Source organism: Salinivibrio sp. PR919, assembly GCF_001995355.1.
In the GTDB taxonomy this organism is placed as follows: Bacteria; Pseudomonadota; Gammaproteobacteria; order Enterobacterales; family Vibrionaceae; genus Salinivibrio; species Salinivibrio proteolyticus.
This window is the reverse complement of sequence record NZ_MUFL01000035.1, coordinates 19307-32983: the sequence shown is the minus strand read 5'-3', so window position 1 is coordinate 32983 and position 13677 is coordinate 19307. Positions and strand designations below refer to the sequence as shown.

Genomic DNA, 13677 nt, shown 5'->3' with positions numbered 1-13677 from the left:
CCCAAAGATATAGAATAGAGTGGCTGCGTAAAGCGACTGTATTGCGCTCGCTCGGGTTTATAACTCGCATCCCAGGTAAGATCACAACGGCCTGACTCACGTGCCAGTTCATGTTGCACACGCGCCCAAGGCATAAATACCAGTTGATAGGCTATGTCGTTACGCTCTAATGCGGTGAGTACCAAATCTGTCGCATAACCTGTCAAGGTATCCGCTTTTTGCTGTCGCGTTTCTCCCTGCCAATAGGTGTATGGCGGCCAAGGGCTCCCATCACCCACACAAACCTTAAGCGGCTCTGATGTCGATGGCTCGGCCCATAGTTGAAAGGAGAAAAGAGTTAGCCAAATCGCAATGCACGCTTGTATCCAATGGGTCATCCAGCCACTCACTTTGTTGACTCGCTACGCTATCTATAAGACTAGCATGCCATCTCTATCGATATGCTCAGGCGCTTTGCTCGTTATTCGGACGTTTCAGTTAACGACAACGAAAGCGTGAGAACCGCATCTCGGCTGCGCCCTGTCTCCACGAATCCCAGCGCTTGATACAATGAAACGGCGGGATTTTCTGCAAAAACACGCAACGCTAAGTGCGCATAGCCAGACGTTTGCGCATAAGCGACCGCCCAATTGATTGCCTCGCGGCCGATCCCTTGCCGCTGCTTACTCGGTTCAATCTGTAAATCACGGATAAAAAGTGTTTCACCGTCTGCCTTCAAGCGAATGACGCCACAACGCTTTCGCTCATGGCGAATTTCATAATTATCAAAAACTCGCCAACTTTCCATAAACATCTGTGGATTCCAAGCGATCTTCCTCGCTTCATAGTAAGGGGCCATATTCTCTTGGATCAGCTTTTGGCTGTAATTCGCATCCGTTGTCGGACCAATCGCAACATCCATGTCGTTCTCCTCTTATCCACGCTTGGCTAAACGTGCTTTGACGGCACTTACACCTTGCCAATCTTCTAACTCTTGTTCGGGGTGCTCGGATCGAAATTGCTGATACAGCGCAATGCCCTGCGGATCTTCCAGCACATCAACCGTCACGCCTTTCTCTTTCAGCATCGTCTCGTTACCGCTCGCACTGGTGACATCCCCCACCACCACGCGAGAAAAACCGCGCATGCTGATCAATGCCGCGCAAACATCACATGGGCTTAAACTGGTAAACAAGGTTGTTTGGCTGAAGTCAATTCGCCCAGCATCACGTATCGCGGCCGTTTCGCCGTGATTGTAGGGGTGATTTTCTTGTACCAAGGTATTGTGCCCCTTACCTACGATTTGACGTGTTTCATTGTCAACAATCACCGCACCGATAGGGCACCCTCCTTCATCAGCGCTTTTTTGGGCCAACAACACCGCGATGCGCATCAAATCCGCATCGGTCAGTTTTTGGCTAAAGCTGTTATCCACCAGCACCGGCAAACTGCGCGTTGGCATATGCGCCACGGCACGCAGCGCCGCTTCCGTTACCGTGCTATTTGCATTGAGTAGCATCGACGTTCTCCTTATTCGGCTTCGCTGATGACACTGACCTGAGCTAATCCACAAGATCATCAATTTACCACCAATGAATGAACCAAACAGTGATAAGGTTTGTATTGGTCAGTTCGATATTTGTTATTGGTTAAATCAACCTTTTGCGCCTTCGTCTGTACTTATAAGCCAAGGGTGGTGACAGCAATTCTGTTCAGGGATTTTTATGATAAAACGTTTAATTATTATGTTAGTCGCATGTGGCCTCGTTTTTGGGGGAATTTTTGCTTACAAAGCAGTAGGCAATCATTTTATGAACCAATTTTTTGACAACATGCCTGCCCCTACGGTCACCGTGACGGCCACTACAGTCTCAACCCACCCTTGGCAAGAACAACAAACCACCATTGGCAGTTTTGCGGCCATTAATGAAACCCAGCTAACTACCGAGGCAAGCGGCATCGTCAACAATATCTTGTTCGACAATGCGACATCGGTGAAAAAGGGACAATTACTGGTCACCTTGGATGCCAGCGTTGATGAGGCAGAATTACGTCGACTCGAGTCCGTGGCAGAATTGGCACAACTTGAACTGCGGCGTTATCAGCGGCTATTTAGAGATAAAAACATCTCCGAGTCAGAGCTAAAACGTAAAGAAAGTGAAGCCAAACAAGCAATTGCCGCTGTCGACAGCCAAAAAGCGCGCATTGAGCAAAAGTCATTAACCGCGCCTTTCGACGGCATCATTGGCATCCGAGAAGTCAGTCTTGGCCAATTAATGTCCCCGGGGACAGCGGTTGCGACACTCACGTCAGTGACCCCGATTCACCTAAACTTTACCCTGCCCGAGCAGCAGCTCAGCACGCTGAAAAATGGTCAAACCGTTTCTGCCACGATTAGCGCACAGCCTGACGAGGTCTTTACCGGTACAGTGACTGCAATTTCGCCGGTTGTCACGCCATCGAGTCGCAGTGTCGACATTCAAGCCACCTTTGACAACCCAGATGCCGTTTTACGGTCAGGTATGTTCGCACGCGTGAGCCTTGATCAAGGTGAAGAAACGCAAAATGTCTTGCTGGCACCACAAAGCGCGATTCAATTTAATCCGTATGGCAACGCGGTATTCGTGATCCAAGAGCAAGACGATGCATTGACGATACAACAGCGCTTTGTGCAAACGGGCGCGCGCCGCGGTGACATGATTGTGATTAAAGACGGCCTTCAACCCGGTGACCGTATCGTTACCTCCGGCCTCCTCAAGCTCCGTAACGGTAGCAACATCAAGGTCAGTGACAATGAGCGTGTTCAGCCGAGCGAAGATCTTGATCCCAACGTTGTGAATCAATAGGAGCGATTCGATGCGATTTACCGACGTCTTTATCAAGAAACCCGTCTTGGCCTCCGTAGTGAGCCTATTCATTATCTTGCTCGGCTTACGCGCCATCACCGACATGAATGTGCGTCAATTCCCCGAGATCAAAAATGCAGTGGTCAGTGTCTCTACCACCTATATCGGTGCAGATGCCGACTTGATCCAAGGCTTTATCACCACGCCGCTGGAGCGTGAAATCGCTGCCTCAGAAGGGATTGATTACTTAGTCTCCACATCAACCGCCGGTGTGAGCACCATCGAAGCCTATTTGCGCCTTGATTACGATCCGAATGAAGCACTCACGCAGATTGCCGCACAGGTGAATAAGGTGCGCTCAGAGCTCCCTGATGATGCCCGTGAGCCCGTCGTCACCCTGCAGGTAGGGGAAACGGTCGCAGCGATGTACCTCGCGTTTTATTCTGACGTCCTCACTGATAATCAAATTACCGATTACTTGGTCCGGGTGGTCGAGCCACAACTGTCGACGATTCCCGGCGTGCAGCGTGCTGATGTGTTGGGTGCCAGTAGCTTTGCCATGCGAATCTGGCTCGACTCGGTCAAAATGGCCGCGTACGATCTCACCGGTACGGATGTGATTACCGCCCTGCGCAGCAATAATGTGCTTGCGACGCTAGGGCGCACCAAAGGCCAAGACGTGGCGATTGATTTAAACGCCGCCACCGACATTCATGACGTGAAACAATTTGAAGATCTGGTGATCAGCAGTGATGGCCAATCTGTTGTGCGTTTGAGTGATGTGGCGACCGTTGAGCTCGGCGCGGAAAGTTACCAAACATCGGTTAACTTTAACGGGCTCGATGCCACCTTTATCGGCATCGAAGTCTCGCCAGATGCCAATGCGCTGGATGTAATTGAGGCGGTGAATCAGGTGTGGGATGCCGACATTACCACCCAATTGCCTCAAGGGTTGTCAGCGTATATCGCCTATGATTCAACCGAGTATATTGATAATGCCATTGATGAAGTAGTGATATCGATTATTCTCGCCTTAGCCATCGTAGTCTTTGTGATTTATGGCTTTTTAGGGTCGTTACGCTCAGTGGTCATTCCTGCGGTCGCGATCCCCGTATCGCTCATCGGCACCTTCTTTTTAATGTGGCTGTTAGGATTTTYCATCAACCTACTGACACTGCTTGCCATGGTGCTGGCGATTGGTGTGGTGGTTGATGATGCGATTATCATGCTTGAAAACGTGCACCGCCATATCGAAGAAGGTAAAAGCCGAACACAAGCTGCGCTGGAAGGCGCGCGCGAGCTGGCGTGGCCGATTATCACCATGTCGACTACCTTGGTCGCGGTGTTCCTGCCCATCGGCTTTGTCGGTGGCTTAACCGGGGTGTTGTTTATTGAGTTTGCCTTTACCCTCGCCGCGTCGGTGATCTTATCCGGCGTGGTGGCACTCACGCTCTCGCCCATGATGTGTGCCTATGTCCTCAAGCCCTATCGAGCGGACAAAGCGACCCAAGAGCGCTCCCTTGAGCATTGGCTGGATAAGCAGTTTGACCGATTGCATCATCGCTACCAACGCACWCTCCATAGCTTGTTGAATACCAATGCGGTGATCCTCACGTTCGGCGCGATTGTTTTAGTGTCTTGCTATTTCTTGTTTATCACCAGTCCCTCTGAGCTTGAACCCGCTGAAGACCAAGGGTTTGTGTTCTCCATACTCGAAGCCGACAGCCAAACCACGCTGGATGCGTTGTCTGCCAGTACCGACGAATTAAACCGACTGATTGACGATGTACCTGAAATCGACAACGTCTTTATTATCAATGGCTCTGGCGGCACCAATAACGCAATAGCCGGTATTGTACTCGCGCCGTGGGATGAGCGAGAGCGCAGCACTCAAGCGATCTTGGAAAACGAAATTCAGCCCTTTATGGACAGCCAACCGAGCTTAAGTAGCTTTGCCTTGGTGCCCCCTTCACTGCCGTCTCCGGGCGGCGGCACGCCGGTTGAATTTATTATCGGCTCAACACAACCCTTTGAAGCGATTAATGAAGTGGCGAACWATATCGTGGGCAAAGCGATGCAGACTGGGCGGTTTATCTTTGTCGATACCGATCTGAGCATTGACCGCCCCAAACAAACGGTCAAGATCGACCGCGAAAAAGCGGCTTTGATGGGCGTGAGCATGCAACAGCTTGCCGCGGATATGGGCTCACTGTTATCTGGGGCGGATGCGGGACGCTTTTCACTGGAAAACCGCTCTTATCGAGTAATCCCCCAAGTGGCGCGGAGTGAACGCCTCACACCGGGACAATTGCGCCAGTTTTACACTCGCAACCAAGACGGTGAATTAGTTCAGCTGTCAACGTTAGTGACCTTAGAAGAAAGTGTGCAGCCTCAAGCATTACGCGGTTTTCAGCAGCTGAATGCGGTGAAGATTTCCGGTGTACCGCGTCCTGGTGTCCCCTTGGGGGAAGCGCTGGGTGTGCTCGAAGAGATTGCAGCAACAGAATTGCCAGCAGGCTTTAGTGTTGATTATGCCGGACAGTCACGCCAGTTTATGAGCGAGGGCCAGCAACTGGTCGTGACCTTCTTCTTTGCTTTGATTGTGATTTTCTTGATCTTGGCGGCGCAGTTTGAGTCGTTTAAAAACGCGATCATTATTTTGGTCACCGTGCCAATGAGTGTCTGTGGCGCGCTGATATTTATCAGCCTAGGGTTTACTACCTTGAACATTTACACTCAAGTTGGCTTGCTCACTCTCGTTGGTCTGATTGCTAAACACGGGATATTGATCGTCGAGTTCGCCAATCAGCTCCAGCAAGAAGGACGGACCAAACGTGAGGCGATTGAAGAAGCGACCGCCATCCGTTTACGCCCTATCTTGATGACAACGGCAGCGACGGTGCTCGCCATGATCCCGCTATTGATTGCCTCAGGAGCCGGTGCTGGCGCCCGTTTTGCCATGGGGCTAGTGATTGCCAGTGGGATGACACTGGGCACCTTGTTCACCCTGTTCGTAGTACCTGCTATGTATCTGTTCTTAGCCAAAACCATCACGCCGGCATCCACCGAGTTGTCGCCAGCGCACACGCATCATAGCGATTAATCGAAAAATCGCACCCATTGGGGCCACTGCAACGTGGCCCCTTTAGTCTCGGGAAACAGCCCTTTGATGTCCGGTTACACTCTAGGAGGACATAAAACGCGCGAGAACAAATTCCACCAGCAATCGAACACGCAAAGGCACTTGTTCTCGGTCTCGATAGAGCAAAAATAGCGTACGCGCTCGACTGCACCATTGCGGCAACACGCGCTGTAATTCGCCCTGTTCTATCAAAGGTAGCGCGGAATAATCAGGAATATAGCCGATGCCAAATCCGGCTTGCACGGCATGGGTTAACATTTGAATTTCATCCACTTCGGCACGTATGCCCGTGGTGGCTTGATAATCAAACGCTTCCCCCGTTTGATGGTGTGTGAGCTCCCAAACCGTCATCGGATGACAAATCACCACCGGCTGACCACTCAGATCATTGGGTGAGCGCACGTCGTGATAATCACTGTCAGGACTGGCACACAGAATGAAGTGAATATCGGTGAGCGGCCGTGCAATCCACTTTTCTACTACCGGATTCCCGACCCGAAACACCACATCCATGCCTTCCGCTTCAATATCTATCAAGCTATTGGAAAAGTTAAGATCCAGTTGAATCTCGGGGTACTCACGCATAAAGTCGAAAAAGACGCGGCGTAAAAACTGCTTACCGGCATTGATCGGTGCGCTAATACGAATTTTTCCTTGGGGGTGATGTTTCTCACTGACGAGATCATCATTGAGTGCCTGCAACTCATCGAACAACCCTGCGGCACGTTCAAAATAGCGATGACCAATTTGAGTCAGCGAGATACGATGTGCATCACGATTGAGTAAACGCAGAGCAAGATCTTGTTCAAGCTGGCGAATACGACGACTTAGGGTGGATTGCGGCATGGCAAGCTGCTGCGCCGCGGCTTTAAAACTCCCCAACTGCGCCACAGTACAAAAACAGCGCAAATCGTCTAACGAATAGCTAGGTTTCATATTTGGAATCTACCGTTCTGATATTGCCGGTTTATTCATATTTTGAAACTTATACACTAGCGCACATCACTCAACAAGTCAGGTCTTGCTATGACAACTACTGCTTCACTATGGAAAGCCGTTGCCCTTCTCATTTTATGTGCCTTTTTTTGGGGTAGCACTTTTCCTATTGGTAAAGATGCGCTGAATGAAGTGAATGCGCTCACCTTGGTCTTTTGGCGCTTTGCCGTCGCCGCAATTTGTCTAGGCTTTTATCTCAAACTCACCCGTACCCGCATCCCTACACTCAGCGCCAAGCAGTGGCTGTGGGCGACTACCGTCAGCGCCGTGGGGATTGGCGGTCTTAACCTCTGTTTATTCACTGGGCTCGAGTACACCCAAGCGACCAATGGGTCATTAATCATGGCGCTCAGCCCGTTGGTGACTTCACTTATCGCCTGCATCGCGATTCGCGCATTGCCACGTAAAGGGCAAGTTTTCAGCTTGGTGGTGAGTTTATCGGGCGTGCTCGTGGTGATCACCAATGGGCAGTGGCAGATGCTCAGCCAATTAAACTTTAACCAAGGTGATCAGATGATTTTCACTGGCATGTTTGCATGGAGTGCGTACACCTTCTTCAGCCAAGGCATTGGCCGCTGGATGCCGGTGATCCCCTACACGTTTTTGGGCATGCTCAGTGGTGCGACTGTGATTGGCATCATGTGTGCGCTTACCCCAAAGGTTCATCCATTTGGCGAAGTCTTGACTGCAAGTCCGCTGGCCGTCTCCGAACTCCTGTATATCGGTGTGCTGGGTACCGTCGCTGGTTACTTACTCTGGCTCAACGGCGTGCGCCATCTCGGCTCTGCCAATGCAGCACTCTTTTTTAACTTTGTGCCTGTGTTCGCGGTACTCACCGCGTTTTTGATGGGACAAGCCGTGAGCCAACTTCAGGTGGTGGGCATTGTCATTGTGATCGCAGGGCTGTTGCTGCCACGCCTTCCTCACCCACGCCACTGGCGCGTTGCTCGAACGACAAGCGAGGCTAAATAAAGCAGTAGCCTTTCCCGTGCGCAGTTTGGAGCCTTTCGGCAGGGAAGCCCGCATCGGCCAATTTTTTTCTGATCCGGCTCAGGTGCATATCCAGACTACGATCATCTGGCGCGAAGGTTTTCTTCAATACTTGGCGATACAGCAGCGGTTTACTGAGGGTCGTGTCTTTGTGCTGCGCAAGGAGCCACAGCAACTCAAATTGAAGCGGGGTCAATTTCACCGGCTGTTCGTTAACACGCACGCGGTGCGTATCCTTTTGCATCCAGAGATTATCGATTTGTAGCTGCCCGGACGTATCTCGCATCGCAGACGTTGCATGGCGACGGTGCATGGCGATCGCTGAGCGCGCTAGGCACTCTTCCAAATCAACGGGCGTCGATAATACATCATCAGCGCCAGCATTCAGCGCCGCGACACGGTCGGCCGCCGCTTGACTCGCCATTAACGCAATAAACGGGCATTGCTCACTAAGCCAGCGCAATGTTTTGGTTTGAGCACCACCTTCCGGCACCCAGCTGATAAGCTGAACCGTATCCCAATCCGGCATGACATCATCAGGCCCAATCACAGTGACATCACAGCCATACTCGCGTAGTTTCGCTTCGAGAATGGCGATAAATGACATATTTTCCGGACCACGCACSACGATGGCGGGTTTGGCTATCGAGAAATACTCCTCGTACATGGATACTGTCCTAGCTGAATTTGATAGCGGCGAAAATGCAGGGCCGCCATGTCATCGAAAGGCGGCCTTGCAAGGGCAAAGCGATATTGTCTTACAGCTTCGCTATTTAAAGCAACTGAGAGTACGACGCCATTGGACGTTTGGGTTCACTCATCGTGCTTAAATGCTGCGAATTTCACCTGAACCAGCCCCGTTTGAGCAGCAGAAACATTCGGCCTCAGACTTAAAACCGGTCGACACGATAAGGCTGCATATCAATTGATGTGTTCTCACCATCCATCATTTGTCCGATAAGTTTTCCAGTGACAGGCCCCAGCGTAAAGCCTTGGTGCCCGTGACCAAACGCGAGCCATAATCCGGGTTTATTCGGCGTGGGTCCGATGACAGGCTTCATATCCGGCATACACGGACGCCCACCTTTCCAAGGCGCCGTATCCACGCGAGTGCCCAGTGGATAGAGCTCGCGTGCTACCTTTTCCGCTGCCGATAATTGCCGCTCGTTCAAGGGAGCATCCAATGCTGTCAATTCTGCCCCTGTGGTTAATCGCACGCCCGCGCGCATCGGTGCGAGCAAATAGCCCACTTCAGCGTCCATAATCCAATGATTGAGCGGGGTGTTAGCGTCACCTTGGTAGTGCATGTGATAGCCACGTTTGGTAAACAAAGGTACCTCTATGCCTTGTTGGCGCAACCAGTAAGATGACCACGGGCCCATCGCCATCACAACCTGATCCGCACGAAGGCGCACGTGATCTGTTTCGATGACCCACTGTCCGTCTTCCTGCTTAAGTGCTCGCAAATTGGCACGCTTTATCTCTCCGCCTTTGGCGATAATATCGTCGGCGTAGGCTTGTACCAAGGCTCCGGGATCGGTGACAGTCCAAGGTTGTTTCCAATGAATTGCCCCCGCTAGCGGCGCGGCTAAATGCGGCTCCAACGTAGCGAGCTGCGCTTTGCTGATCACCTCATACTCCACACCGTAACTGGCATAGTCAGACGCGGCACGCGCGCACTCTTCATCCAGCGCTTTTTGGCTGCGGAATAACTTGAGGTAACCTTGCTTACGGATCAGTGAGGCCGCGCCCGCGGATGCGATCATTTCATCATGCGTATCGAGGCACTGCATGATTAATGCCGCATACTCGGGGACCAATTTTTTGTATTGGTTTTCACTCGAGTGATGCCAATATTGCAGCAATGGATGCGCGGCACGCAGAACACTGGTGGGCCGATAACGAATATCGACAGCACGATTAGGTAACACACGCAGCAAGGTGGCAAGGTCGCGCGGAAAGGCGTAGGGCCGAACAGCTTCACGCTGAATAATACCTGCGTTGCCAAACGACGTTTCTTGCCCAGGCGCCATTCTATCGACGACCGTTACATCGTAGCCACGCTTCAACAAATGCCAAGCAACAGACACACCGACCATGCCCGCTCCCAGTACCACCACATTTTTGGCCATTTTTTCACTCCCTGAACACGCCAAGTCATTTATCTCCGCGGCGAAATTTATCCGCGTAATTCCTTGCTTTTACACATAACCAATAACGACATCAATAATAAAATGACGAGTTTTCCGGCGCTCTCTCAGTCCATGAACGATTGAGATCGCATTTGGCCAGCCGACGGGTGAAAACGTTGCGCATGCAGTCGATTTCAGTCGTCCAACTGCACACTTTCCTGCTTTCTATCCTCAGCTTGCCTTAAAGACAACGCAGCAATATGTGACAGTGGTCACTCATGCTCAAAAAGTAAAAGGATGAAATATGGCTGACTATGATCCTAATAAAGGCTTCGTTGCCATTTTGGGGTGGAGCTTAAATGCCATTGACGCGATCAGCCGTTTCGATCGTCAGTACGTCGTCGTGGCGCCCACATGGGCTGAAGACTACGCAAAAGAACACGATATTCCTTTTTTGCCGTGGAATTTTGAGCGACTCAACGACCGCTCTTTTGAAATTGCCACCACCTTGCAAGAAATGGGCGTCGATGTCGCGATTCCACTGTTTGAAGAAACCGTGGAATGGGCAGGCGCCATTAACGCCGTTCTGCTTAAAAATCCTAAATTAATGGGCCAAGCCCTTCTCTTCCGCGATAAATCGCTGATGAAACGTCGCGCACAAATCGGCGGTATTCGTGTCGGGATCTTTGAAGAAGCACAAGATAAGTCCGATGTGGTCCGTTTTCTGCGTCGAGTGAACCAAGCCTTACTGAAACTGGATGGTGACCCAAACGATCCTATCCACCTCAAAGCGTTTGATAAAGCGGGCTGTGAAGGTCACTGGATGATTCGCGAACCGGACGACCTCGACCGTGTCTCGGATGAAGAGTTTCCCTTGTTGATGGAGAGCCACTTGGATGGTTGGGAGTTCGCCGTCGAGGCCTTTATTAAAAACCGAAAAATCCAGTTTTTAAATATCTCTGAATACGTCACGCTCGGCTACTCTGTGTTCGTGCCAGCCTCACCAGAGCTTGAAAAATACCGAGAGAAAGTGACCCAAGAAATTGAAAAACTGATTGATGCCTTTGATATCGACTTTGGCTTTATTCATCCAGAGTATTTCGTCACCAAGGATGGCCGCATGTACTTTGGCGAAGTCGCCTATCGTCCACCCGGTTTCCAAGGCTTTGAAATCATTGAGCGTGTTTACGGTTTCAATTGCTATCAAGCCATGGTAGTGGCCTTTGATCCTAAAACGACCGACGAAGAATTGGAGGCTTTCTTCCCTACTCCGATTGAAGATGCCAAAGGCGTTGCCGGTACCTTTGGGGTCTACCCTCGACGTCGTGTTGTCAGCCAGCTTGCCATTCCTGAAGAAACAGAAAACCACGAGTACTTTGAATTTCATGAGCTTCAGTCACCGATGGAAAACAAAGTACCGAAGCGCAGTGCTTTCGGCACACACTGGGGTCTACTACACTTTTACGGAGATGATCCGCACGTTATGCGCGATCTATTAAAAGCACAGGAAGATCTCGACTTTTATGTCTAGCTTATTGAATAAGCTTGATCACGCTATCGAACAACTTGGTCAAGTCAGCACTATCGCTAAAGCCCGCCACCAGTTTCATGTTTTAGATATCTGTGGGCGGGTGCTAGGACAAGAAAATGGCATTGAAGCGCTATGTATGCGTATGCCTGCCTTGCAGGAGGCAGGCATATTTCAGGGAACCGATTGGGCTGAACCTGAATATCTGTTGGCAAACTTAGTCCCAGATACGTTGGCGTACGCCGAGAAAAGCACCGTGGTACTTGACTGTTTAAGCCAGCTACGGATGCTCGCGATTGTTGACGGTCAACTGAGCACGACACGCGTTTCACCTGCTGACGCTCGACAGTTTCTCGCCAAAGTCCTGAGTCTCAACTTATCTTGGGTAATGGGCTTTTCCGATGAGTCTAGCCGGATACGGCTGGGTTCTCTCGCCCCTGCGATCAGTGAACTTTATCGATATCTACTCGCACATTTGGGGTATGAAACGATTTTAAGTGAGCTTGTAGACGAAGTCTGGCGAGTACTCACCCAGCGTCCGATCCAAGTCAATCCCATCAAGACAATGATTAACCACATTTCTATTCTTGTGTCTCAAGAGCAAATCCAACTCGGTGACGCAAAGCTCGGGATTGATCGCTTAGTCAGCGCCTTGTATGGCCCAACACAAGGGTGCTACGACGACCCCGGCTTACCCGCTTATTGTGAACGCTTATCCGCCATGGATACGAACTCACTACAACAAGAAGCGATGGGTTTCGCGCGTGCCATGCACGATGTCGGGTTAGTCTCTGATTACCATGCGACGTTTTTACGCTGGCTACTCGAGAATGACCAGCCCGATGTCCTGCCTACCGCCTTGGGTCTGAGTAACACTGGGCTAGATTGTTTGGTCACCTACCGCCAGCTCGTGCATACCTTGATTCAAGAAGCTGTCCATCCGCAAACCGCTCAAGCGATTTACGGTCTCGCGATGATGTTAGAGCGCGGTGTTTTGTTCGATGCACCCGTCGCGCCCAGCCTGTGGCGACAAATTAATCTGACCCTGCACCCAGACGTCGCAAATGCGCTATCACTTGCGTTTGGGGATCACCTTCCAGCCCGCGTCCACTTATTGGCTGGAGTCATGTCCGTGCTTGGTCAGCCGCTTGGTGTGGCACAAGGTAACAATCCAACCTGCCAATCAGCGCGGGCGATATCCATGTGGGCGTATAACGACCCGGATTATTTGCTGAACTCTATTGTACAAGTGGCCTGCAATAATAACTTGCGAATGCATTTTGAGGGGCAAACGCTGGACTCAAGTACCTTGTTGCAAGGGCTGAGTCAGTCACTGCCGATTGATACCGATCCGGTGTCCGTTGCACTCGTTCCTCATCTAGATAAGTTATATATTGAGATGGGTCGTCTGTGTGTAGGCAGACAAGAAGACCCTCACAAATGGATTAACCCAGAGTTTCACGGTTGGTATGTGGGGCGTGAATTCATGATTGCAGTTGACGTGCAGACAGGTATGTTGAAGGCGTTTGATCAGTTTATCGAACGTTTCTATAGCCGCTACCACCCCTACTACAACGGCAATATACCAGTCATTCATCCCCAACCCGTAGGCATTGCCGTGACCAATAGCCAGGGGGTATTTGTGGGCTGGCACGCCATTACCTTGATACGCATCGCTCTCGATCAAGACAGCATCATGCGGGTGTATTTTTATAATCCCAACAACGATAGCGGGCAGGATTGGGGGCATGATGTGGTGGTATCAACCCAAGGAAAAGGAGAGCAATACGGCGAAGCTTCCCTGCCCTTTGAACAGTTTTTGTCACGTTTATACCTATATCATGACGACACTATTGCAGTAGGCACCTCGGCCGAACTGCCTGACGATGCGATCGGTCGCATCAAGCAACTCGCACTCGATAGCTGGGCAAAAGACAGGTATGTCGCCTCTGCCTCACCCGCTGCTGCGGCACCACCCCATTGAAAAGCACATTCAATGGCTTTTTCTACCTAAGCCACAAACGGTCAACAATTAGACAGCAACACCTTTGATTCTGTCGATAC

The 13677-nt window shown here is 50.9% G+C and carries 11 protein-coding genes; 5 read left to right on the top strand and 6 right to left on the bottom strand.

All coding sequences use genetic code 11. The features are described 5' to 3' along the window. The 3 genes from BZG83_RS08660 to BZG83_RS08650 all read right to left on the bottom strand — a co-directional run. Positions 1-377 (bottom strand): substrate-binding periplasmic protein (locus BZG83_RS08660; RefSeq protein ID WP_131825070.1); only part of this gene is annotated, 377 nt, incomplete at its 3' end. Between the two features lie 83 nt (positions 378-460). Beyond that, the gene (locus BZG83_RS08655; RefSeq protein WP_077480143.1) at positions 461-901 is read right to left on the bottom strand and encodes a GNAT family N-acetyltransferase; all 441 of its coding nucleotides are present in this window, start codon (positions 899-901) and stop codon (positions 461-463) included. Between the two features lie 12 nt (positions 902-913). After that, the gene (locus tag BZG83_RS08650) at positions 914-1498 is read right to left on the bottom strand and encodes a nucleoside deaminase (RefSeq protein ID WP_167370410.1); all 585 of its coding nucleotides are present in this window, start codon (positions 1496-1498) and stop codon (positions 914-916) included. Between the two features lie 292 nt (positions 1499-1790). Here BZG83_RS08650 and BZG83_RS08645 point away from each other — a divergent pair, with 292 nt between their 5' ends. Together BZG83_RS08645 and BZG83_RS08640 are read left to right on the top strand one after the other, a co-directional pair. Then, a complete protein-coding gene (locus BZG83_RS08645; RefSeq protein WP_241825753.1) occupies positions 1791-2825 on the top strand; it encodes an efflux RND transporter periplasmic adaptor subunit in 1035 nt (344 codons plus the stop codon). Between the two features lie 10 nt (positions 2826-2835). Then, positions 2836-5928 carry an efflux RND transporter permease subunit gene (locus tag BZG83_RS08640; protein ID WP_077480140.1) on the top strand — a complete coding sequence of 1031 codons (3093 nt, stop codon included), beginning with the start codon at positions 2836-2838 and terminating at the stop codon, positions 5926-5928. Positions 5929-6009: 81 nt separating this feature from the next. On the opposite strand, the gene BZG83_RS08635 is transcribed toward BZG83_RS08640, so the two are convergent. Further along, complete coding sequence (locus BZG83_RS08635; protein ID WP_077480139.1) at positions 6010-6903, bottom strand: LysR family transcriptional regulator; 894 nt, start codon at positions 6901-6903, stop codon at positions 6010-6012. Between the two features lie 90 nt (positions 6904-6993). On the opposite strand from BZG83_RS08635, the gene BZG83_RS08630 reads away from it, so the two are divergent. After that, on the top strand, positions 6994-7935 hold the full coding sequence (locus tag BZG83_RS08630) for a DMT family transporter (protein WP_077480138.1): 942 nt from the start codon (positions 6994-6996) through the stop codon (positions 7933-7935). On the opposite strand, the gene BZG83_RS08625 is transcribed toward BZG83_RS08630, so the two are convergent. Then, entirely contained in the window at positions 7928-8620 is a 693-nt protein-coding gene (locus BZG83_RS08625; protein ID WP_077480137.1) for a response regulator transcription factor, read from the bottom strand. The two genes, BZG83_RS08630 and BZG83_RS08625, sit on opposite strands and share 8 nt — an antisense overlap. A 223-nt stretch (positions 8621-8843) precedes the next feature. Beyond that, a complete protein-coding gene (locus BZG83_RS08620) occupies positions 8844-10085 on the bottom strand; it encodes an NAD(P)/FAD-dependent oxidoreductase (RefSeq protein WP_077480136.1) in 1242 nt (413 codons plus the stop codon). 304 nt (positions 10086-10389) lie between these two features. On the opposite strand from BZG83_RS08620, the gene BZG83_RS08615 reads away from it, so the two are divergent. Next, positions 10390-11616, top strand: coding sequence for an ATP-grasp domain-containing protein (locus BZG83_RS08615; protein ID WP_077480135.1), 1227 nt, complete (start codon positions 10390-10392; stop codon positions 11614-11616). Further along, positions 11609-13597: a hypothetical protein gene (locus tag BZG83_RS08610; RefSeq protein ID WP_077480134.1), complete on the top strand. Its 1989-nt coding sequence runs from the start codon at positions 11609-11611 to the stop codon at positions 13595-13597. The genes BZG83_RS08615 and BZG83_RS08610 overlap by 8 nt, the downstream gene beginning before the upstream one ends. Positions 13598-13677 lie beyond the last annotated feature (80 nt).